19 protein-coding genes are annotated in these 22,645 nt (G+C 64.6%); 10 read left to right on the top strand and 9 right to left on the bottom strand.

Translation table 11 applies throughout. The features are described 5' to 3' along the window. Positions 1-41 precede the first annotated feature (41 nt). From metK to ACVWY5_RS23455, 3 genes are all read left to right on the top strand, one after another. Positions 42-1,238, top strand: coding sequence for a methionine adenosyltransferase (gene metK / locus ACVWY5_RS23465; RefSeq protein WP_028338318.1), 1,197 nt, complete (start codon positions 42-44; stop codon positions 1,236-1,238). Positions 1,239-1,364: 126 nt separating this feature from the next. After that, complete coding sequence (gene ahcY, locus ACVWY5_RS23460) at positions 1,365-2,792, top strand: adenosylhomocysteinase (protein WP_028338317.1); 1,428 nt, start codon at positions 1,365-1,367, stop codon at positions 2,790-2,792. 323 nt (positions 2,793-3,115) lie between these two features. Continuing rightward, on the top strand, positions 3,116-4,177 hold the full coding sequence (locus ACVWY5_RS23455) for a methyltransferase domain-containing protein (protein ID WP_051376449.1): 1,062 nt from the start codon (positions 3,116-3,118) through the stop codon (positions 4,175-4,177). A 585-nt stretch (positions 4,178-4,762) separates the two neighbouring features. Here ACVWY5_RS23455 and ACVWY5_RS23450 read toward each other — a convergent pair. The 4 genes from ACVWY5_RS23450 to ACVWY5_RS23435 are packed head-to-tail and all read right to left on the bottom strand — an operon-like array spanning position 4,763 to position 9,283. Then, on the bottom strand, positions 4,763-5,563 hold the full coding sequence (locus tag ACVWY5_RS23450; RefSeq protein ID WP_028338316.1) for an IclR family transcriptional regulator: 801 nt from the start codon (positions 5,561-5,563) through the stop codon (positions 4,763-4,765). 27 nt (positions 5,564-5,590) lie between these two features. Then, positions 5,591-6,355 (bottom strand): SDR family NAD(P)-dependent oxidoreductase, encoded by a 765-nt coding sequence (locus tag ACVWY5_RS23445; RefSeq protein WP_028338315.1) that lies wholly within the window; start codon positions 6,353-6,355, stop codon positions 5,591-5,593. After that, positions 6,352-8,070: an FAD-dependent oxidoreductase gene (locus ACVWY5_RS23440; RefSeq protein WP_028338314.1), complete on the bottom strand. Its 1,719-nt coding sequence runs from the start codon at positions 8,068-8,070 to the stop codon at positions 6,352-6,354. Before ACVWY5_RS23440 ends, ACVWY5_RS23445 begins: the two co-directional genes overlap by 4 nt. Before the next feature lie 10 nt (positions 8,071-8,080). Then, entirely contained in the window at positions 8,081-9,283 is a 1,203-nt protein-coding gene (locus ACVWY5_RS23435) for an ABC transporter substrate-binding protein (protein ID WP_431014813.1), read from the bottom strand. A 355-nt stretch (positions 9,284-9,638) separates the two neighbouring features. Here ACVWY5_RS23435 and ACVWY5_RS23430 point away from each other — a divergent pair, with 355 nt between their 5' ends. Continuing rightward, positions 9,639-10,568 (top strand): aspartyl/asparaginyl beta-hydroxylase domain-containing protein, encoded by a 930-nt coding sequence (locus ACVWY5_RS23430; RefSeq protein WP_028338312.1) that lies wholly within the window; start codon positions 9,639-9,641, stop codon positions 10,566-10,568. A gap of 90 nt (positions 10,569-10,658) precedes the next feature. Here ACVWY5_RS23430 and ACVWY5_RS23425 read toward each other — a convergent pair whose 3' ends face one another. Continuing rightward, positions 10,659-10,814 carry a hypothetical protein gene (locus tag ACVWY5_RS23425; protein WP_016843659.1) on the bottom strand — a complete coding sequence of 52 codons (156 nt, stop codon included), beginning with the start codon at positions 10,812-10,814 and terminating at the stop codon, positions 10,659-10,661. Between the two features lie 325 nt (positions 10,815-11,139). On the opposite strand from ACVWY5_RS23425, the gene ACVWY5_RS23420 reads away from it, so the two are divergent. From ACVWY5_RS23420 to ACVWY5_RS23405, 4 genes are all read left to right on the top strand, one after another. Continuing rightward, the gene (locus tag ACVWY5_RS23420; protein ID WP_028338311.1) at positions 11,140-12,837 is read left to right on the top strand and encodes an NAD-dependent malic enzyme; all 1,698 of its coding nucleotides are present in this window, start codon (positions 11,140-11,142) and stop codon (positions 12,835-12,837) included. A 253-nt stretch (positions 12,838-13,090) separates the two neighbouring features. After that, positions 13,091-14,773, top strand: coding sequence for a gamma-glutamyltransferase (ggt, locus tag ACVWY5_RS23415; RefSeq protein WP_028338310.1), 1,683 nt, complete (start codon positions 13,091-13,093; stop codon positions 14,771-14,773). Positions 14,774-15,042: 269 nt separating this feature from the next. Next, positions 15,043-16,407: an MFS transporter gene (locus ACVWY5_RS23410; protein WP_028338309.1), complete on the top strand. Its 1,365-nt coding sequence runs from the start codon at positions 15,043-15,045 to the stop codon at positions 16,405-16,407. A 19-nt stretch (positions 16,408-16,426) separates the two neighbouring features. Continuing rightward, positions 16,427-16,804, top strand: coding sequence for an SPW repeat protein (locus tag ACVWY5_RS23405; protein WP_321176985.1), 378 nt, complete (start codon positions 16,427-16,429; stop codon positions 16,802-16,804). Between the two features lie 89 nt (positions 16,805-16,893). On the opposite strand, the gene ACVWY5_RS23400 is transcribed toward ACVWY5_RS23405, so the two are convergent. After that, positions 16,894-17,166, bottom strand: a complete 273-nt coding sequence (locus ACVWY5_RS23400) for a hypothetical protein (RefSeq protein ID WP_321176984.1) — start codon at positions 17,164-17,166, stop codon at positions 16,894-16,896. Positions 17,167-17,374: 208 nt separating this feature from the next. Here ACVWY5_RS23400 and ACVWY5_RS23395 point away from each other — a divergent pair, with 208 nt between their 5' ends. Continuing rightward, complete coding sequence (locus ACVWY5_RS23395; RefSeq protein WP_028338306.1) at positions 17,375-17,599, top strand: hypothetical protein; 225 nt, start codon at positions 17,375-17,377, stop codon at positions 17,597-17,599. Positions 17,600-17,667: 68 nt separating this feature from the next. Here ACVWY5_RS23395 and ACVWY5_RS23390 read toward each other — a convergent pair whose 3' ends face one another. Next, positions 17,668-18,369, bottom strand: coding sequence for a fumarylacetoacetate hydrolase family protein (locus tag ACVWY5_RS23390; protein WP_028338305.1), 702 nt, complete (start codon positions 18,367-18,369; stop codon positions 17,668-17,670). Positions 18,370-18,522: 153 nt separating this feature from the next. Between ACVWY5_RS23390 and ACVWY5_RS23385 the strand changes: the two genes are divergently transcribed. Beyond that, on the top strand, positions 18,523-19,701 hold the full coding sequence (locus ACVWY5_RS23385; RefSeq protein WP_028338304.1) for a dipeptidase: 1,179 nt from the start codon (positions 18,523-18,525) through the stop codon (positions 19,699-19,701). A 6-nt stretch (positions 19,702-19,707) separates the two neighbouring features. Here the strand turns inward: ACVWY5_RS23385 and ACVWY5_RS23380 are convergent, their stop codons facing one another. Continuing rightward, the gene (locus ACVWY5_RS23380) at positions 19,708-21,519 is read right to left on the bottom strand and encodes an ABC transporter ATP-binding protein (protein WP_028338303.1); all 1,812 of its coding nucleotides are present in this window, start codon (positions 21,517-21,519) and stop codon (positions 19,708-19,710) included. Between the two features lie 109 nt (positions 21,520-21,628). Further along, complete coding sequence (galE, locus tag ACVWY5_RS23375; RefSeq protein ID WP_028338302.1) at positions 21,629-22,642, bottom strand: UDP-glucose 4-epimerase GalE; 1,014 nt, start codon at positions 22,640-22,642, stop codon at positions 21,629-21,631. Positions 22,643-22,645 lie beyond the last annotated feature (3 nt).

Raw genomic sequence — 22,645 nt, 5'->3', positions numbered from 1 at the left:
CCAACCAACGTCGGACTTCGACTTAACAAGGGGTTTGCTTGATGCGCGCGTCTTACCTGTTCACCAGCGAGTCGGTCTCGGAAGGCCATCCGGACAAAGTCTGTGATCGTATTTCGGATGAGATCGTCGATCTGTTCTATCGCGAGGGACCGAAAGCGGGCATCGACCCGTGGCAGATCCGCGCGGCATGCGAGACGCTCGCGACCACCAACAAGGTGGTGATCGCCGGCGAAACGCGCGGCCCGAGCTCGGTCACCAACGACCACATCGAGAGCGTGGTTCGCTCTGCAATCAAGGACATCGGTTACGAGCAGGACGGTTTCCACTGGAAGAACTGCGACATCGAGATCCTGCTGCATCCGCAGTCGGCCGACATCGCGCAGGGCGTCGACGCGCTGCAGCCGGGCGAGGTCAAGGAAGAGGGTGCCGGCGACCAGGGCATCATGTTCGGTTACGCCACCAACGAGACGCCGGACCTGATGCCGGCGCCGATCTTCTACGCCCACAAGATCCTGCGGCTGATCTCCGAAGCGCGCCACTCCGGCCGCGAGAAGGTGCTGGGTCCGGACTCCAAAAGCCAAGTCACGGTGCAGTACGAGAACGGCAAGCCGGTCGGCGTCCGCGAGATCGTCGTCTCGCACCAGCATCTGGTCGAGGACCTCTCGTCCAAGCAGATCCGTGACATCGTCGAGCCCTATGTCCGCGAGGCGCTGCCGAAGGAGTGGATTAGCGACAAGACGATCTGGCACATCAATCCGACCGGCAAGTTCTTCATCGGCGGTCCCGACGGCGACTCCGGCCTGACCGGCCGCAAGATCATCGTCGACACCTATGGCGGCGCGGCTCCGCACGGCGGCGGTGCATTCTCCGGCAAGGATCCGACCAAGGTCGACCGCTCGGCCGCCTATGCTGCGCGCTATGTCGCCAAGAACATCGTCGCGGCCGGTCTCGCCGACCGCTGCACGCTGCAGCTCGCCTATGCGATCGGCGTGGCGCGTCCGCTGTCGATCTACATCGACACCCACGGCACCGGTAAGGTGTCGGAGGATCAGCTCGAGAAGGCGGCGGCCAAGGCGATGGATCTGACGCCGCGTGGCATCCGCAGCCATCTCGATCTCAACCGCCCGATCTACGCGCGCACCTCGGCCTACGGTCATTTCGGCCGCACGCCCGACAATGAGGGCGGCTTCTCCTGGGAGAAGACCGATCTCGTCGAGCAGCTGAAGCGCGCGCTCTGATACTTGCGTCATTCCGGGGCGCTCGCGGGAGTGAGCGAACCCGGAATCCCTAATCATCACCTCGAGATTCCGGATTCGCCTCTTCGAGGGGCCCCGGAACGACCAGTTTAACAACAGGACGCTCAAATGAACGCCCCCACGAAGCCCGGCTTCACCGACTACATCGTCAAGGACATTGCGCTCGCCGATTTCGGCCGCAAGGAGATCTCGCTGGCCGAGACCGAGATGCCCGGCCTGATGGCCACCCGCGAGGAGTTCGGCCCCAAGCAGCCGCTGAAGGGCGCGCGCATCGCGGGCTCGCTGCACATGACGATCCAGACCGCGGTGCTGATCGAGACGCTGGCCGCGCTCGGCGCCGATATCCGCTGGGTCTCCTGCAACATCTACTCGACCCAGGATCACGCCGCGGCCGCGATCGCCGCCGCCGGCATTCCGGTGTTCGCCGTCAAGGGCGAGACGCTGACCGAGTACTGGGACTACACCGCAAAGCTGTTCGACTGGCACGGCGGCGGCACGCCGAACATGATCCTCGATGACGGCGGCGACGCCACCATGCTGGTGCATGCCGGATACCGCGCCGAGCAGGGCGACACCGCCTTCCTCGACAAGCCGGGCTCCGAGGAAGAGGAAATCTTCTACGCGCTGGTCAAGCGCCTCTTGAAGGAGAAGCCGAAGGGCTGGTTCGCCGAGATCGCCAAGAACATCAAGGGCGTCTCGGAGGAGACCACCACGGGCGTGCATCGCCTCTACGAGATGGCGAACAAGGGCACGCTCCTGTTCCCGGCGATCAACGTCAACGACAGCGTCACCAAATCGAAGTTCGACAACCTCTATGGCTGCCGCGAGTCGCTGGTCGACGGCATCCGCCGCGGCACCGACGTGATGCTGTCGGGCAAGGTCGCGATGGTTGCCGGCTTCGGCGACGTCGGCAAGGGCTCGGCCGCCTCGCTGCGCCAGGCCGGCTGCCGTGTCATGGTCTCCGAGGTCGATCCGATCTGCGCGCTGCAGGCGGCGATGGAAGGCTATGAGGTCGTGACCATGGAAGACGCGGCGCCGCGCGCCGACATCTTCGTCACCGCCACCGGCAACAAGGACATCATCACCATCGAGCACATGCGCGCGATGAAGGATCGCGCCATCGTCTGCAACATCGGTCACTTCGACAACGAGATTCAGATCGCGAGCCTTCGCAATCTGAAGTGGACCAACATCAAGCCGCAGGTCGACGAGATCGAATTCCCCGACAAGCACCGCATCATCATGCTATCGGAAGGCCGCCTCGTGAACCTCGGCAATGCGATGGGCCATCCGTCCTTCGTGATGTCGGCGTCCTTCACCAACCAGACGCTGGCGCAGATGGAGCTGTTCGCCAACAACAAGGACGGCAAGTACGCCAAGAAGGTCTACGTGCTGCCGAAGACGCTCGACGAGAAGGTCGCCCGCTTGCACCTCGCCAAGATCGGCGTCAAGCTGACCGAGCTGCGCAAGGATCAGGCCGACTATATCGGCGTGAAGCAGGAAGGTCCGTACAAATCGGATCACTACCGCTACTGATCCGCGCCCGCAGCAATCGATCACGTGAAGAGCCCCGGCCTCGCCCGGGGCTTTTTGCTAGGCAGGCTCGTGCATCAAGCTGGGATGCCGCACGCAATTTGACTGGTCGCCCCCGTGCACCGGTCGAGAACCGGTCATACCAAGATGGGCCGTGCAATAAGGTCCTTTTCGGATTCGGGAAATCAGAGATGGCCTGCCAAGGCTCGGGTTGCTAGGGTCGGCTCTCTCGGGTTACAGAGCTACTTGCCCTGCGGCTCTTACCCCGCAATCGGCTAGTCAGTAGGGGAGGCAAATGCGCTGCCCCTCCAAAGTGAGGCATCATCATGGGTTTGGCGCTCAACGTTGCAGTCCTATTGCGCGGGTGGCTTTTGGCACACCATGCCAATGGGCCGGTCGCAACGCTTGGTGTGATGGACTGCGGCTTCTCAGAGAAAGCCTTTACTAAAGCCATAGAGAAGGTTTCGCTATGGGCATCCGCCGATCGCCCTATGAGCGCGGCTCGTTATTTTCAAATGTGCGGAGGGCTAAATGATCTGTCAAGCATCGACATCAGCAAATACGAGGGCGCCGATTTCGAGTTTGATCTAAACAATGAAAGTCTTCCACCTGAATTGATCGGCCGCTTCGGCGTGGTGCTTAACGGCGGGACGCTGGAGCACGTCTTTCACGTTCCGAACGCGCTCACCAACATCTCGCGCATGCTGCGTCCCGGCGGCCTTGCCGTCCATATCTTGCCGATGAGCAATTGCGTTGATCATGGCTTCTATCAATTCAGCCCTACGCTCATGCTTGACTATTATGCGGCGGCGAAATTCGACCTCCTCAACTCGATTTCGCTTCACTTCTCTCCGCAGTCGCCGCGCTGGCTCGTTAAACCAGCCCTGCTCGGCTCGTACGGCGAAGGCCTTATCGGCACCTTCGACCAAAGAATCGCCTTCCACATGCTCGTCGCCCGCAAGCGTCCCGATTCCCTCGATTGGGCAATCCCAATCCAAAGCCTGTACGGCCGGAAATTTACAGGTCAACGCCATCTATCCGACGCGATCGAGTGGTTCAGTCCCTTCGAGATTGAGAACGGTCGCCGGATCGAGTCCGGTAAACCGACCGAGTTTCGTATCGAGTCGTTTGCGAGCAACGGCGGCTTAATGTGGGGTGCGACACTGCCGGATTATCTTCCGCGGGGTGACGACAGTACGAGCCCCATAAGTTCTAGCCTCGCATTGTTCGAGGATGGTAAGCTCCTTGGACCACCCCACTCAGCTCATGACACGATCCAGAAAATTGGGCGAGGCGCATATTCGCATTGGGGTGGAGCGCTCTTCTTGTCGTCTAGCGACGGATCTGATCCAAATACGAATGGACGTCAATACCTCTGCAAGCTGTGAGCGAGTCGGCTATATATTGGTCACGCGGACGAGTTTACTGGAAGAACCTGATGAAGCACCGTCTCGAGCTGGCTGCGGACGTATCGATATTGCTTCCCGATCCGTTCGCAGTCCTAATCTAAATAGCTTGAACAGAGCGTGAGTGAACGGCACCACAGCTCGCTCAGTGATGGTCGCTGATTTCATCAATCGTGTCATTTCGTCACCGGTCGGTGTCGTGTTTCGCTGTTGGATGCAGCCGCGCAGTATCCCGGGAGGTCGTGGAGGCTGGAGTGCCGCGCGCCGATTCGGAGAGTGTTGCCGACAAGTCTTAAATCTGGTTCGATGTTAGCTTGATGCGCCGATCGGACGTACCTTCTTTCCCAAAGGCGCTGCGCGCTTTGAAGACACCAGCCATTACGTGCGCTCGGGCGTCAACCGCATCTCACCGTAACATCCGTGACGATGCGCAGCCCCCCTCGATCGGGTGAGACGGACACACATCATACACTGAGTTGTGCTCCGGATAAGCACCGGAGGACTTGCCATGTAGGGCAACTCAGTGGCACTTGCGCGCGAGGAGGGAGCCGGACGAGCGTGCTTACGTCACGGTCTTTCGGTCGCCGGCGCTGTGCCGCGCCCCAGTTGCCGTGAGATCTCGGCCGCACAATCGCGCAGCGCAGTTGCAATTGCGCTGTCCCAGCTGGCGTCGAAGGTGCCCTCCGGGCCCATCGCTGTGATGACCAGCGCGACGTGGCGGGCGTGATCGAACACCGGCGTGGCCAAGGCGTTGACGCCGGGCAAGGGATCGCCGATCGCCCGCGCCAGCCCGCGGCTGCGGACCTCGGCGAGGATATCGGCCGTCTTCGCGTCCGCCGGCGGACGCTTCGGATTGTAGCCGACGCCGAGGCGATCGAGGCCACTGTCGAGCGCGGTCCTGATCGCGTTCGGCGGCATGAAGGCGGCGAAGGCGCGGCCGGTCGCGGTCTCGAGCAGCGCCACCACCGATCCGACGCGCATCGCGATATGCACCGGATGGCTCGGCTCCTCGAGCCGCACCACGGTCGCACCGTGGGTGCCCCAGACCGACAGCGACACCGCGTGATTGATGCTGTCGGCGAGCGCTGCGATCCGCGGCGTTGCGATCCGTACCGCCGACTGCCGGCGCAGGCTGATCAGGCCGAGCTCGAGCGCCAGCGCCCCGATTTCGTAACGGCCAGTGGTCTCGTCCTGCTCGATCAGGCCGATGCGGGAAAAGCTGACGAGATAGGGATGCGCCTTGGCCGGCGGCATGCCGGCTTCGCGGGCGAGATCGCGCAGCATCATCGGTTCGCCGCTGCGGGCCAGCGCGCGGAGCAATTCTCCGCCGACCTCGATCGACTGTATGCCGCGGCTCTCTCTCGTCATGTGGCCCTGCCAGCTCCCACAATGTGCTTATACGGCGAGAAACCCTCCGTCGACCGGCATGGTCACGCCGTTCACATAAGATGCCAGCTCCGATGCGAGGAACACCACCGGGCCGACCAGCTCCTCCGGCTGCCCGACGCGGCCGAGCGGTGTGCGGCCCAGAAATCCGGCGAGCCGGCTCGGGTCGTTGGGGGTCGCTTCGGTCATCGCCGTTTCGATCACGCCGGGCGCGATCGCATTGACACGAATGCCGTCGGCGGCAAGCTCGCGGGCGAGCGCCTGGGTGAGGAGCTTGACGCCCCCCTTGGACGGCGCATAGCCCAGCGTATCGGCAACGCCGAGGAAGGACGCGATCGAGCCGAGATTGATGATCGTGCCGCGCGTCTCGCGCAATGCCGACAGGAAGGCGTGGGTGACGTTGAACGTGCCGGTCAGGTTGACGTCGAGCACCCGCCGCCAATTCTCGCGTGCACGGGGCGAGTCGATGCCCTCACGGATGATGATGCCGGCATTGTTGACCAGGATCGCGATCGGCCCAACCTCGCGCGCCGCACGCTGCACCAGCGCGGAGCACGCCTCCGCATCGGTGACATCGAGCTCGAACGGCCATGCCGCGCGGCCGTGCTGGCGAATGTCGGCCGCGGTTTGCTCGGCGCTGGCGCGATCGATGTCGGTCACAACAACGTCCGCGCCATGCGCCGCGAGGCCAAGCGCGATGGCGCGACCGTTGCCGTGCGCAGCGCCGGTCACCAGCGCGCGCTTGCCTGCGAGCAGGGTCGCCATTGCGCTCATGGCGCGCTTCCTTCCGCCGCCACGCCGGCGATGTGCTTGCCCGCGATGTAGCCGAAGGTCAGCGCGGGCCCGAGTGTGATGCCGGCGCCGGGATAGTTGCCGCCCATGATGCTCGCCATGTCGTTGCCGGCGGCATAGAGGCCGGCAATCGGCTGGCCGTCGGCGTCGAGCGCGCGGGCATGGGCATCGGTCCTTATGCCGGCATAGGTGCCGAGATCGCCGATCACCATCTTGATGGCGTAGAACGGCCCGTGCCGGATCGGCGCGATGCAAGGATTGGGTCCGTGCAGCGCATCGCCCTGGTAGCGGTTATAGGCACGCGAGCCCTTGCCGTAGGCGGGATCGCGTCCCTCCGCCGCGGTGGTGTTGAACTCCGCGATGGTCGCCTCGAGCGTCTTGGCGTCGATGCCGGCCTGCGCGGCGAGCTCCGCCAGTGTCGCGCCGCGCTTGAGATAGCCGGTCTTCAGATGATGGCCGAGCGGCATCGGGCGCGGCGGCACGCAGCCGAGGCCGTATTTGCGCAGCGTCTCGTGATCGCAGATGAGATGCGCCGCGATCTCCTCGTCGGGCTTCGCCGCCTTGATCATCGCCTGCACGAAGTCGTGGTAGGAATTGCCTTCATTGGCAAAGCGCCTGCCATCGGCCATCACCGCGATCACGCCCGGCTTGGCGCGATCGATGAAATGCGGCATCACGCCCTTCGAGCCGTCCTTGCGCGTCGTGACTGAGACCGGCACCCAGGCCGCGGCGTTCGGCAGCGAGTCGTCGACGCGGCCGCCGGCGGATTCCGCAAGGCGCAAGCCGTCGCCGGTGTTGCCGGTCGGGCCCGGCGAATAATGCTCTTTTCCAGTGGGGGCGTGCGGAAACATCTTCTGCCGTCGCGCGACGTCATGCGGGAAGCCGCCGCAGGCGAGCACCACGCCACGCTTGGCGTTGACGCGGATCGTGCGCCCTTCACGCACGACGACCGCGCCGCGCACCGCGCCGTTCTCGACGATCAATTCGCGCACCGGCGAGTTGAGCCAAAGCGGGATCTTGAGGTCGAAGGCGGATTTCGCCAGCCGTCCGGCGAGCGCGTTGCCGTTGGTCAACGTCATGCCGCGGCCGTTGCGCATCACGTCGATGGCGTGCTTCGACAGCCGTTTGGCGACATAGGCCGCCGAGGTCAGCGATCTCGTCGCGCGCATGAAATGCACGATCTCCTTGCCGGAGCCGAGCATCATGCCGAACACGGTGAGCTCGGGCAGGGGGCTGCCGAGATTCTTGAGGGCGTCGCCGAGCTCGTGGGCGTCGAACGGCCGCGTCACCATCGAGCGGCCGCCCTGCGCGCCGCCCGGCGCTTCCGCATGATAGTCCGGGAAGGTCAGCGGCATGTCGAAGCGCACCGCGGTGCTGGTGGTGAAGAAGTCGACCGCCTTCGGCCCTTCGGTCAGGAACGCATCGACGCGCGCGGCATCAAAGCTGTTGCCGGCCTCGTGGCGCAGATAGGTTTTGGCCTGATCGGGGCTCTCCTCGATGCCCCAGGCCCTGGCCAGCGAGGTGCCGGGGATCCACAGCCAGCCGCCGGAGCGCGCGGTGGTGCCGCCGAACCGCGGCTCCTTCTCGACCACCAGGACCTTCAGTCCGTGATGGCCGGCGGTGACCGCCGCCGACAGCCCGGCGCAGCCGGAGCCGACGACCAGGGCGTCGCAATCATGAGTTTCTTCGTTGGCCACGCGATCGATCCTATTTCTTGAGCAGCGGGCACTTCGACTCGGAGACCGGACGATAGGCGTCCTCGCCCTTCACCGTCTTGACGATGTCGAGATAGTCCCACGGCTCCTTGGACTCCGAAGGCTTCTTCACCTTCGCCAGATACATGTCGCGGATCACGCGGCCGTCCTCGCGCAGCTTGCCGTCATGCACGAAGGTGTCCTCGATCGGCAGCTCGCGCATCTTGGCCATCACCGCTTTCGGATCGTCGGTGCCGGCGGCCTGGATCGCCTTGAGATAATGCAGCACCGAGCCGTAGACGCCGGTCTGGATCATGGTCGGCATCACATTGGCGCGGGCGTAGAACTTCTTCGACCAGGCGCGCGTCTTCTCGTCCATGTTCCAGTACGATGCCGTCGTCATGTAGGTGCCCTGCGCGGCGTTGAGGCCGATCGCATGCACGTCGGTATCGAACATCAAGAGGCCGACCAGCTTCTGGCCGCCCTGCACGAGGCCGAACTCGCCGGACTGCTTGATCGAATTGTCGGTGTCCTGGCCGGCATTGGCGAACGCCACCACGTCGGCCTTCGAGCTCTGCGCCTGCAGCGCAAAGGAGGAGAAGTCGGCGGTGTTGGTCGGATGCTTGACGCTGCCGAGCACCTTGCCGCCCATCTCGTTGATGAAGCGCGTCGCGTCCTTCTCGAGCTGCTGGCCGAAGGCGTAATCCGCGGTGACGAAGAACCAGGACTTGCCGCCTTCCTTGATCACGGCCGAGGCCGTCACCTTGGACAGCGCGTAGGTGTCGTAGGCGAAATGCACCGTGTTGGGGCTGCACAGTTCGTCGGTCAGCGAGCTCGCGCCAGGACCGGACAAGAGCGCGATCTTGTTGCGCTCGCGCACCATGTTGTGCACGGCGATCGCGATGCCGGAATTCGGAATGTCGACGACGGCGTCGACCTTGCCGTTGTCGAACCAGCCGCGCACGATCTGCACGCCGACGTCGGTCTTCATCTGGTGGTCGGCCGAGATGATCTCGATCGGCTTGCCGAGCACGGTGGGGCCGAATTCCTCGACCGCCATCTTGGCCGCCTCGACCGAGCCCGGACCCGAATTGTCGCGGCCCCAGCTCGACAGGTCGGTCAGCACGCCGATGCGCACGACATCATCGGAAACCTGGGCGTGAGCGGCCGTGGTCATCGCCGCGACAATGGCTGCCGCCAGAAACTGTCTCATCATTCCTCCCTTTGGGCGTCCGCGCTCTTCGGCGGGTGACTCAGGATTAGGAATTGTATAATCAGTTTGTCAATGGCGAATTAGATGTGTGAATAGTGTCACAAAGTTGGCGCCCGTGCGGCGCGATGCTTCACATTTGGTGAGCGAACGCTTACATGGCTCGTCCGGGACGGCACCGCGGCAACGATTCCGGCTCATTTGCCAGACCGCGCCGCAGTGCCAAGTCACTATGAAACAGGGGAATTTTCGCGGACGGCGACGCGTTTCGCCGCCCGGACTGGGCCACCCGTGAAGGGCAAGGCTCCTACGGGGCGGGGCATGAAGAGCGTCGGCGGGCAGCGATATTCATAGACGGATCATGTTGAGACAGCTCTTCGCGCCGCAGCTCGTCATTCTTTACGTGCTGGTGGCCTCTACGCTCTACGTCCACTTCCGCGGCAAGCATCGGTTGCGTTTCGCTCGCCAGCTCGGCGATCACTCGACCTACCTCGCGCCCTACAATGTGCTGATGTATGCCGGCTCTGCCGTGCCCAACATGCCGGTGATTCCGGTCGAGCAGTTTCCCGAGCTCAAGAAGCTCTCCGACAATTGGGAGACGATCCGCGACGAGGCCACGCGCCTGTTCGACGAAGGCTTCATCCGTGCCGCGGCCAAGAACAACGACTGGGGCTTCTACTCCTTCTTCAAAAGCGGCTGGAAGCGCTTCTATCTGAAATGGTACGACGACTTTCTGCCCTCGGCGCGGACGCATTGCCCGAAGACGGTGGAGCTGCTCAACTCGATCCCGAGCGTGCACGGCGCGATGTTCGCGATGCTGCCGCCGGGCGGCAAGCTCGGGGCGCACCGCGATCCCTTCGCCGGCTCGCTGCGCTATCACCTCGGCCTCGTGACGCCGAACTCGAACCAGTGCCGCATCCTCGTCGACGGCGTCGAATGCGTCTGGCGCGACGGCGAGGCCTTCATGTTCGACGAGACCTTCATCCACAGCGCCGAGAACAAGACCGACGTCAACCGCATCATCCTGTTCTGCGACGTCGAGCGCCCGATGAAGTACGGCTTCATGACGGCGATGAACCGCTGGGTCAGCCACAACATCGTCAAGGCGTCGGCGACCCAGAACGTCGACGGCGAGCATGTCGGCGCGCTGAACAAGGTGTTCGGCAAGCTCTACGAGGTCCATCTCGCCAGCCGCAAGGTCAAGGAGTGGAATCGGAACGTATATTACACGCTCAAGTATTCCGCGACCGCGCTGATCCTCGGCCTGATCGTGATGTCGGCGCTGCACTGATCGCGGCGGGGTTGCTGCGTTGAAAGCAAAAACCCCGGAGTATGCTCCAGGGCTTTCTGTCTGCGACGAGAGCTGTGAGGCGCAACAGCGTCAGTCGCGCTCGAAAACCTTGGCGCCGGGGTAGATTCGCCTGGCGTAGGCGACGACCCACTCCCGGTCCTGGGTCTCCAGGAACGGAGTTCGGATCTTGCACGACCCGACGATAAGGTGCCACAGGCCGTTCAATTTCTGAATGTTGACGATCATCTGAGTGGTCCTCGAAACCCGCGTTCCAGTCGACACCTGCTACGCGTGACAGTCTTGTGATTGACGGCTCGGAGCAGTGATCCTGATCACGTTGGAGTAGACGCGAGTGTAAAAATCTCTCGCCATCGCTCAACTGTACGGGCGTAAGCACGGGCCATCACAAGGAATCAGGCGGGCTATACCAAGGTATGTTGGTGTCGGTCCGCAGGTGCAGCCGCAGCGTCGGGGCCGTTCAACTTTGCGCGGCGGCGCGCCTTCGCGCTCCGATGCGTTACATGGGCGTGATAACGTCCCTTCTGGCGTTTCGCATTGAGGGGACCTTGTCATGTCGGAGTCATCAGGAGCTTTTGCGACCACTGCGCTGAGCGGCTACGAGCTGCTGGCCGATCCGCAGCTGAACAAGGGCACGGCGTTCTCCGAGGCCGAGCGCGAGGCGTTCGACCTGCACGGCCTGTTGCCGCCCAATATCCTGACGCTGGACGAGCAGGTCTCGCGCCGCCTCGAGGCGCTGCGCGGCTTTGAGACCGACATCGAGCGCTATGCCTTTCTGCGCGAGCTGCAGGACACCAACGAGACGCTGTTCTACGCGCTCCTGGTCGGCAACCTGGAAGAGCTGTTGCCGATCGTCTATACGCCGACCGTCGGCGAGGGCTGCCAAAAATTCAGTCGGCTGTTCCGCAAGCCGCGCGGGCTGTTCCTCAGCATCCCACATCAGCACCGAATCGACCGCATTTTCGCCCATCCGCGCTTCGATCACGTCGAGGCGATCGTGGTGACCGACGGCGAGCGCATCCTCGGCCTCGGCGACCAGGGCGCCGGCGGCATGGGCATCCCGATCGGCAAGCTCGCGCTCTATACCGGCTGCGGCGGCCTGCATCCGGCGACGACGCTGCCGATCATGCTCGACGTCGGCACCGACAATCCCGATTGCCTCGCCGATCCGCTCTATGTCGGCTGGCGCAACGAGCGCGTCCGCGGCCAGGCCTATGACGACTTCATCGAGGCTTTCGTCGCGGCGGTGGTGAAGCGCTGGCCGCGCGCCCTGCTGCAATGGGAGGATTTCGCCAAGAACAACGCGACGCGTATGCTCGAGCGCTATCGCGACCGGCTCCTGACCTTCAATGACGACATTCAGGGCACCGCGGCGGTGGCGACCGGCGCCTTGCTCTCCGCCATCAACGTCACCGGCGTGCCGCTCACCGAGCAGCGCGTCGCCGTGCTGGGCGCGGGCTCGGCCGGCTGCGGCATCGCCAGCCTGATCCGCGCCGCGATGGTCGATGCCGGCCTGCCGGAGAGCGAGGCGGCGAAGCGCTTCTTCATGGTCGACCGCGACGGGCTGCTGCTCGAGGGCATGGGCGGGCTCGCCGCGTTCCAGCTTCCGTTCGTGCAGGACAGGCAGGCGATCGCGGGCTGGCAGCTCAGCCACCCCGACAAGATCGCGCTGCTCGACGTCGTGCGCAATGCCAGGCCGACCGTGCTGATCGGCGTCTCCGGCCAGGCCGGCGCGTTCTCTGAGCCGATCGTCCGCGCGATGGCCGAATGCAACAAGCGGCCGGTGATCTTCCCGCTGTCCAATCCGACCTCGCGCGAGGAGGCGACGCCGGTCGATATCGAGGCGTGGACCGAGGGGCGGGCGCTGATCGGTGTCGGCAGCCCGTTCCCGCCGATTATGCGCGACGGCGCGCGCTTCAAGGTCGACCAGACTAACAACTCTTACATCTTCCCGGGGGTCGGCGTCGGCGCGCTCGCGGTCGGTGCCAGCCGGGTCAACGACGGCATGTTCATGGCCGCCGCCAAGGCGCTCGCCAGCGTCTCGCCGGCGCGCGACAACCCGAAGCACAATCTGCTGCCGCCGGTCAGCGCGTTGCGCGACGTCTCGCAGACCGTGGCGCTTGCGGTCGCGCTGCAGGCGCACAAGGAGGGATTGGCGAGGGACGTTCCGATCGACCAGGTCGAGGCGCGGATTCACGCCAAGGTCTGGACGCCGCGCTACGTGCCGTACCGCCGCAGCGATCGGGCTTAGAGCTCGGCGCGTCGGCGCGGCGCGATCCTCCGGGCCGCGCGCGGCCCCGCACCGATTTTATGACCATCATGATCGGGTCAGGGTGGGCTCGACCTCGCTTGCGCCTTCTCAACGGGCTTGACCGAAGTAAGAATTTTCTTCAATCTTGGTATGCCAAATGCCAGTGGCGATCCTCGGGGATTTGGACGTCGCGGTGTCCGCAGCCCGCGATCGCACAACATCGACACAACGAGGAAACGGGGAGGGAAGTCGAATGGCCAATCTTGGCATGTCGCGCAGGGAGTTGCTGGTCGGGTCCATGCTCACGGCGGTCGCCGCGGCGGCGCCGCGACCGCTCTGGGCCCTCGACAACACGGGTGCGCTGGCGCGATCGAAGACCGGCATGGTGACGAGCCCGCACGAGCTCGCCACGCAGGCAGGGCTCGAGGTGCTGCGCAAGGGCGGCAATGCGATCGAGGCGGTCATCGCCATCGGTGCCACGCTGTGCGTGACCTATCCGCATTTCAGCGGCCTCGGCGGCGACAGCTTCATGGTGATCAGTGACCGCAAGGGAAATGTCCGGACGCTGTCCGGCGCAGGTCAGGCCGCGCTCAACCTGCCGAACTACAGCGGCTCGGTCCCGATCCGGGGGCCGGGGTCGGCGCTGACCGCGGCCACGACCGTCGACGTCTGGGACCAGGCGTTCGATTTCAGCCGCAAGTCCTGGGGCGGAAAGCAGAGCTGGGCGTCGCTGTTCGCGCGCCCGATCGAATGCGCCAGCAAGGGCTTCCCGGTCACGCCGTCGCAGCGCTTCTGGCAGGACATGGAAGCGAAGAACCTGAAGGACTGGCCCGACATCCAGCGCATCTTCATGCCCGCCGGCCGGATGCCTGAAATCGGCGAGCCGCTGGTCCAGGCCGAGCTCGCGAAATCGCTGGAGATGCTGGCGGCGAATGGCGGGCGTGATTTCTATGAAGGAAAGCTCGCCGCGCGCATTGCGGCCGGACTGAAGCAGATCGGCTCGCCGCTGACCGCCGACGATCTGGCGCGCTGCCGCGCTCGCGACGAGACGCCGTTGCGCGTCAGCTATCGCGGCGGCGAGCTGCTCGGGCTGCGGCCGCCAACGCAAGGTCTCACGACGCTGGAGATCATGGGCATCCTCGACCGCTTCGAGCTCGCAAAATATCCGGAAGGAAGCGCGGACTACTATCACCTGCTGGTCGAAGCAGTGAAGCAGGCCTTCATCGACCGCAGCCGCTACATCGGCGATCCGGAATTCGTCGACGTCCCGGTCAATCAGCTGCTCTCCGCGAGCTACCTCGACGCGCGCGCGAAGGCGATTAACGTGGCGAAGGCGATGCCGTGGCCGCACGTGTTCCAGAAGGGCGACACGGTTTATCTCGCCGCGACCGACCGGGACGGCAATTGCGTCAGCATGCTGCAAACCGTCTACTACGATTGGGGAAGCGGCATGGTGGCCGGCGACACCGGCATCATCTGGCACAACCGCGGTGCGTCGTTCAACCTCGACCCGGCCAGCCCCAATTGCCTCAAGCCGGGCAAGCGGCCGTTCCACACGCTCAATCCGGGGATCTATCTCAAGGGCGGACGGCCGCATCTGCTGTGCGGCACGCAGGGAGCCGACGGCCAGCCGCAGACGCTCGCGGCGGTGCTGACCAGGCTGATCGACTACAACATGGATCCGCTCACCGCGCTGGCGCGGCCGCGCTTCCTGCTCGGCAAGACGTTCTCCGATGCGCGCGACAGCCTGAAGCTGGAGAAGGATGCCGGTGAAGCGGTCTTCAAGGCGCTCGCCGAGCGCGGCCACGAGATAAGTCCGATACCAGCCCAGAGCCCGCTCGCGGGACATCCGGGTGCGATCCGGATCGACGCTGACGGAAGCATCACCGGGGCGCATGATCCGCGCAGCGACGGACGGGCGCTCGGGTTGTCATAAGACGAAGCGCGGCAGATTGACGGAGCCGCCCGGCGACTGCCGGGCATATCCGGCAGCCATCTGCGAAGCATGGTCCCCCGGTGGGCGAGCGGTGGCGGACGACGCCCTCGACGCGCTCAGATCTGTCGCTCGCCATGGCCGACTGAAGGCCGACTAAAGTTCAAGCCTCGACGGTCCGTTCCGGTGGAACTTTCCGGGGCGCGTTATCGTTCGTACTCAAACGAACCACAGTCAATATCCGTCCGGGGGCCTGCGAGGGAGACACCCCCATGGCAACATTTGGCTCAACGCTTCGTCCAACCCCCGGCCTCGACGCCAACCAGCTCACGCCATCCGAGCATCAGCTGCAGATGCGCCGTGCGGTGATCGCCTCCACGGTCGGGACCGCGATCGAGTGGTATGACTTCTTTCTCTACAGCACCGTCACCGGCCTGGTTTTCGCAAAATTGTTCTTTCCGCATTCCGATCCCTGGGTCGGCACGCTGGAGGCCTTCGCCATCTATGCGGTCGGCTTCGTCGCGCGGCCGATCGGGGCCGCGATCTTCGGGCACTATGGCGACCGCATCGGCCGCAAGTCGACGCTGATCGCGACGCTGCTGTTGATGGGCCTTGCCACCGCTGCGGTCGCGTTGGTGCCGACCTATTCCAGCATCGGTATCTGGGGCGCGGTGATATTGACCGTGCTGCGCTTCATCCAGGGCGTCGGCGTCGGCGGCGAATGGGGCGGCTCGGTGCTGATGTCGATGGAATGGGCGCGCAACGATCGCTCCCGCGGCCTGATCGCGTCGTGGCCGCAATTCGGCGTGCCATGCGGGCTGTTCCTCGCCAATCTCGCCGTGCTGGCCTTCAGCCAGATGTCGGGCGACCAGTTCCTGGCGTGGGGCTGGCGCGTTCCGTTCGCGCTCAGCATCGTCCTGGTCGGCGTCGGCCTCTATATCCGGCTCGGCATTCTGGAAACGCCTGTCTTCAGCAAGCTGCTGGCCGAGCGACAGCTCGACCGCACGCCGATGCTGACGGTGATCCGCGACCATCCGAAGGAGATCCTGCTGTCCGCCTTCGCGCGGATGTCCGAGCAGGCGCCGTTCTACATCTTCACCGCCTTCGTGTTCTCCTACGGCACCGGCACGCTGCACGTCTCGCGCGACTTCCTGCTCACCGCGGTGCTCGCGGCCTCGGTGCTGTCGTTCGTCTCGATCCCGGTGTTCGGGCACCTGTCCGACCAGATCGGCCGCAAGAACATGTACATGATCGGCGCGTTGGTGACCGGCATCTTCGGTTTCATCTACTTCGCGATGCTCAATACCGGATCGGAGTCGATCATCTTCCTCGCGATCATTCTCTCGCTCATTCCGCACGACATGCAGTACGGGCCGCAGGCAGCGCTGATCGCCGAAAGCTTTACCGGACGGCTGCGCTACAGCGGCGCCTCGCTCGGCTATCAGCTCGCATCCGTCATCGCCGGCGGTCCCGCGCCGCTCATCGCGGCGTGGCTGTTCGGCACCTATCATTCGTGGGTCGCGATTGCGATCTACATCGCGCTCTGCGCCGTCATCACGCTGGTCGCGACTGCGCTGATGACCGACTTCACCGGAAAGGACATCAATGCGGCCGGCGCGCATGAACGTCGGGCTTGAGACAGCAATGGAGCAGCAGATGATGAAATGGCGAAAAGAATCGGCGCTCGATCTCTATAACCTCGTCGCCGCGATCTTCCTGCTTGCTGCGCCGTGGCTGTTCGTGCAGGCCAATCCGACCGCGGCGATCGATCTCAGGATCAGCGGCGCGGCGATCGCGATCATGTCGCTGGCGGCGATCGTCGCGTTCTCGATCTGGGAAGAATGGATCAACCTGGTCGTCGGGTGCTGGCTGATCGTCTCGCCCTGGCTGCTCGGCTTCACGCATACCCGCGCGATGCATTTTGCCATCGCCGCAGGCGCGGTGGTGGCGTTCATGGCGCTGCTCGAGCTATGGCTCGAATACGAGAAGACGCATTTCGGCCCGGACACGCCGCAGGCTGCCGAAAGGCAGTAAGCTCCGCCGCCGGAGAGACCGAGGTGCTGCTCTTCGTCTTTGAGCATGGTCTTCTCGGAAAACCGCTTCGCGCTTTTCCGGATCATGCTCTAGCAGCCGCGGCAAATCCCCTTGATCTTGCGGTCGACGATAGCGTCCTCCTGATCGATGACCTGCTGCGATGTCGATGTCGTCGCCGGAATATCGGCGGCGCGCGGTTGACGATGGCCGACCGGCGCCGACCACGGCCTGCTCGCGGTTTCGTTTGACGCGTAGGCGCGGGGCTGCTGGACCGCCGCCTGTGCAAAGCAAGCGGTCGCCATTGCCGCGGACATAATCGCAGCCAAGCCCAGTCGTACGCCGGGTCGTCGAAGATCGATCATGAAAATCTCCATACATTCGTCGCCGCGTTTGTGCGCGGCCTTGATGACATGGAGTGCTCCGGTCGCTCCGGTATTCCCCGCTCCATCCGATGTGATCGGGCGCTCGCGGCGCGGTGATCGCGCGTGATGAAATAATTTCCGGGCACTCGCGGTCCTTGATCACAGGAGCCGAGCTAGGTCGGCTTCACCCACCGTACGGAGAAATCCCATGACCAGATTGACCCTCGCAGCGCTTGCGCTGATTGCGGCGGCCGCCTATTCGGCCCAGGTGTCCGCCGCCGGCAACAACGCTGCGGTGCGGCGCGCCAATGCTTCGATGACGACAACGACGGTCAGCAGCAAGACCACCGATTGCGTGCGCGCGCCGAAGGTTGGATCGTTCGCGACCGCTCCCTTCACCGAGCCGCCCTGCATGCCCGGCACGATGCGCTGAGCGCGCACAGCAAAAAGCCCCGGACCTGAGGTCCGGGGCTTTGGGCCTTGCCTCGTTCCCGAGGTCGTCTATTCCGGCTTGCCGATCGTCACCGCGAGCTTGCCGACGCCGTCGACACCGCATTCGAGCTTGTCGCCCACCTGCAGCTGCGAGACGCCGGCGGGCGTGCCGGTCATGATGATGTCGCCGGCGGCGAGCTTCACCTGCTGCGAGAGCTGCCAGATGATCTCAGGCACGTTCCAGATCAGCTCGGTGAGGTCGCCTTTCTGGGCTTCCTTGCCGTTGACGGTGAGCCAGATCTTGCCCGCGGTCGGGTGGCCGATCTTCGCGGCCGGCTGGATCGCCGAGCAGGGCGCGGAATAGTCGAACGACTTGCCGATCTCCCAGGGCCGCTCCTTCTTGCGCGAGGCGATCTGCAGGTCGCGGCGGGTCAGGTCGATGCCGACGGCATAGCCGTAGACATGCTCGAGCGCCTTGTCGGCGGGAATGTTCAGCCCGCCGCTCTTCATCGCCACCACCAGCTCGACCTCGTGATGCAGGTCCTTGGTCAGCGGCGGATAGGGGATGGTCGCGCCGTCGGGCACCAGCATGTCGGCATGCTTGCCGAAGAAGAACGGCGGCGCGCGCTCGTCATTGCCCATCTCCCTGATATGCTCGAGGTAGTTGCGGCCAACGCACCAGATGCGGCGGACCGGATAGCTGCCGGATTCGCCGACGACGGGAAGCGAGGGCTGGGGGGGAAGCGGAATGACGGTGGATGCGGCGTTCATGAACGGGTCCCGGAGGGTTGAAGGAGGGAGCGCGGGCGGTATTTACGCGCTTACGCCGCTCAGGGCTAGTGGCCGCGGCTGCATCCGGCGCAGAGGTGAGGCCAGCTTTCCGCCGAGCGCGACCGCCTTTGGTCGACAAAGGCGGTGCTGCCCATGAGGAAATGGCTTTCGGTCAGCCTGGGGCTGATCGTTGTGGCCCTGATCGCCGCCGCCGTTCGGTTTTTCACGGTCGTCCCGGAGCGGATCGACCGGGCGCAGAACAGGGTCCAGCACGTGGCGCTGGATATCACGCCCGCCGCAAGGGACTTGCAGGCGACGCTCGACGTGGCGGACATGCATGCGGACAGCCTGTTGTGGAAGCGCGACCTGATCGCGCGATCCGATCGCGGCCATATCGATCTGCCGCGCCTGATTGAGGGACACTACGTGCTACAGGTGTTCTCGTCGGTCACCAAGTCGCCCAAGGGCCAGAACTATGATGCCAACGGTGCCGACACCGATACCATCACGAACCTCGCCATCATCGATCTGCAGCCGCCGCGGACGTGGTTCTCGCTGCTGCAGCGCTCGCTGTGGCATGCCGAGAAATTGCGGAGCTTCGCCGAGCACTCCGCCGGGCGGCTGCGCCTGATCGCGACGCCGGCCGACCTCGACCGCCTGCTCGCCGACCGCAAGAGCGGTGCGACGGTGGTTGGCGGCATGCTGTCGATCGAGGGTTTGCAGGACATGGAGGGTAATGTCGCCAATCTCGACGTGCTCTACGCCGCCGGATTCAGAATGGCCGGTCTCGCGCACTTCTTCGACAATGATGTCGCCGGCTCGATGCACGGCGTCGCAAAGGGCGGCCTGACGCCGCTCGGCCGGCAGGTGGTGCAGCGGATGGAGGCGATGGGCATGATCGTCGACCTCGCGCATTCGAGCCACGCGGCGGTCGCCGAGGTGCTGGCGATGGCGACGCGCCCGGTGGTGTCGAGCCACGGCGGCGTTCAGGCGACGTGCAAGGTCAACCGCAACCTCACCGACGACGAAGTCCGGGGTGTCGCGCGGACCGGCGGCGTGGTCGGCATCGGTTTCTGGCAAGGCGCGGTCTGCTCGCTCGATCCGAAGGACGTCGCGCGGGCGATCGCCCATGTGCGCGACCTGGTCGGGATCGACCATGTCGGCCTCGGCTCGGATTTCGACGGCTCGACCACGACGGGCTTCGATGCCAGCGAGATCGTCGCCGTGACCCAGGCGCTGATGTCGCGCGGGTTCTCGGAGGACGAAATCCGCAAGGTCATGGGCGGCAATGTCCTGCGCGTGCTGCGCGCAGGCATTGCCCCGAGGGGATGACAGGCCCTAGCCGGTGGCGCTGATCGGCGCCAGCGCCAGCGGCGACGGGTCGTGGTGGTGCTGCAGGCGAAAGAACGAGGCGTAGCGGCCGCCGCGGCGCAGCAGTTCCTCGTGCCGTCCGCGCTCGACGATCTCGCCGCCCTCGACCACCAGGATCGCATCGGCATGCATGATGGTGTGCAGACGGTGCGCGATCACGATCGTGGTGCGGCCCTGGCAGAGATGCTCGATCGCTTCCTGCACCTGCTTCTCGGACTCCGAGTCGAGCGCGGCGGTGGCCTCGTCGAGCAGGATGATCGGCGCGTTCTTGATCAGCGCGCGGGCGACCGCGATGCGCTGGCGTTGCCCGCCGGACAGCTGGGTGCCGTGCTCGCCGACCGGCGTGTCGTAGCCGAGCGGGAAGCTCATGATGAAGTCGTGTGCGCAGGCGGCCTTGGCGGCGTCGACGATCTCTTGCTCGGTGGCGCCCTGCTTGCCGAAGGCGATGTTGGCGCGGATGGTATCGCGGAACAGATAGACGTCCTGTCCGACATAGGCGGTCTGCTGTCGTAGCGATTTGCGTGACACTGACGAGACCGGCTGTCCGTCGATCAGGATGTCGCCCTCGCGCGTCTCGTAGAAGCGAAGCAGCAAGGCCAGCACGGTCGATTTGCCGCCGCCGGAGGGGCCGACCAGCGCGGTCACCTTGCCGGGCTCGGCCACGAAGCTCATGCGGTTCAGCACCGGCTCGCCCGGCCGATAGGCGAAGCTGACGTCGCGCAGTTCGATCCGCGCGTCGGAGAGTTTCAGGGCCGGCTTGTCGTCGTCGGTCTGCTCGCTCGCCGGGCTATCGACGACCTCGAGCAGCATCCGCGCGCCGACCAGCTGGCTGTTGAGGTCGATGTTGAGCCGCGCCAGCCGCTTGGCCGGTTCGGTCGCCATCAGGAAGGCGGTCAGGAACGTGAAGAACTGGCCCGGCGTGGAACCGAGCGCAACCACGCTGTAGCCGCCATACATCAGGCAGCCGGCGACCGCGAAGCCGCCGAGCATTTCCATCAGCGGATTGGAGCGGTTGGCGACGCGCGCCATCTTGTTGGCATTGCTCTCGACGGTTGCGATGTGCTCGTCGATCCGCTGCTGCATGGTGCCTTCCAGCGTGAACGCCTTCACGGTGCGGATGCCCTGCAGCGATTCCTGCATCGTCTCCATGATGTCGGCGGTGCCGGTGAACTGGTTGTAGGCGAGCCCCTTGATCCGCTTCACCAGCCTGCGCAGCATCAGCATTGCCGGCGGTACCGCCACGAGCCCGATGAACGACATCAGCGGGTCCTGCCAGACCATGACGGCGACCATGCTGATCAGCATCAGGAAGTCGCGGCCGATCGCATTGACCAGCATGTTGAGTACGTCGGTGATCGACTTGGCGCCGGCGGTCAGCCGCGCCAGGAATTCCGACGAGTGCCGCTGCGAGAAGAAGCCGATGCTCTCGCTCATCAGCTTGGCGAACAGTTGCCGCTGGTTGCTGGCGAGGATGGCGTTGGAGATCTTGTTCAGGATCACCATGTGGCCGTAGGTCGCCACGCCCTTGATGAACAGCAGCACCACCGTGATCCCGGCGAACATGGCGATGCCGGGGATGTTCTTGTCGACATAGGCCTGGTTGATCACCTGGCCGAGCACGTACGTGGCGCCGGCCGTCGAGCCGGCCGCCACGGCCATCAGGGCGAACGCGGTCAGATAGCGCCGCCAATAGGTAACCCCTTGTTCCATGACCAGGCGGCGAATCAGGATCGCCGCGCCATAGGGATCGTCGGTAATTTTCTTTGGAAACTGGGCCATCCGCGTTCCATTGACGGCGGGCAGCGCCGACCGTCAGGGTTGCGGGACCTCCTTGCCCGCTTGGCGGGGCTTTTTCAAGCACAATAACTGCTTGATAACGGTTTGTTTTTTAGGCCGATTCCGCCTGTCGCGCGGAGCCGGCGCGCTCCCGGAACAGCTTCTCCTCCCAGGCCAGTGCGTGGCTCGCGATGGTCTCGAGATCATCGTAGCGCGGCGTCCAGTCGAGCAGCGAGCGGATCCGGGTCGTGTCGGCCACCATGGTCATGATGTCGCCGGGCCGGCGGGCGGCGTAGGCGACCGCGAAATTGCGCATCGAGACCCGGCGCACCGCCTCGATGGTTTCGAGCACGGAATAGCCGCGGCCATAACCGCAATTCATCGTCACCGATTGCCCGCCGGCGCGCAGATAGGACAGCGCCGAGCGATGCGCCTCGACGAGGTCGCTGACATGGATGAAGTCCCTGATGCAGCTGCCGTCCTGGGTCGGATAGTCGGTGCCGAACACGTCGATCTTGGCGCGCTGGCCGGTCGCGGCCTCGACCGCGATCTTGAGCAGATGGGTGGCGCCGATGGTGGCAAGGCCGACGCGGCCCTTCGGGTCGGCGCCGGCGACGTTGAAGTAGCGCAGCACGACGTAGCTCATGCCATGAGCGGACGCGACGTCGTGCAGCATGATCTCGGTCATCAGCTTCGACGAGCCGTAGGGCGACAGCGGACGGGTCGGTGCGATCTCCGGCACCGGCACCTGGTCCGGGTTGCCGTAGACGGCCGCTGTCGAGGAGAAGATAAAGCGGCTGACGCCGCCCTTCACCGCCGCGTTGAGCAGGCTGCGCGTCGTCATGGTGTTGTTGCGGTAGTAGCCGAGCGGATCGCGCATCGAGTCCGGCACCACGACGGAGCCCGCGAAATGGATGATGCTGTCGATGCCGTGCTGCGCGATCACGCCCTCGACGAGATTCTCGTCGCCGGCATCGCCGATGAACAGCGGCACGCCTTCGGGCAGGAACGCGGAGAAGCCGGTGGAAAGGTTGTCGATCACGACGACGCTCTCGCCGGCATCGACCAGCGCATGAACCATGTGACTTCCGATATAGCCGGCGCCGCCGGTCACGAGCACGGTCATGGA

The sequence above is a fragment of the Bradyrhizobium sp. USDA 3256 genome, assembly GCF_054058275.1.
This window is presented reverse-complemented; position numbering and strand designations above follow the sequence as displayed.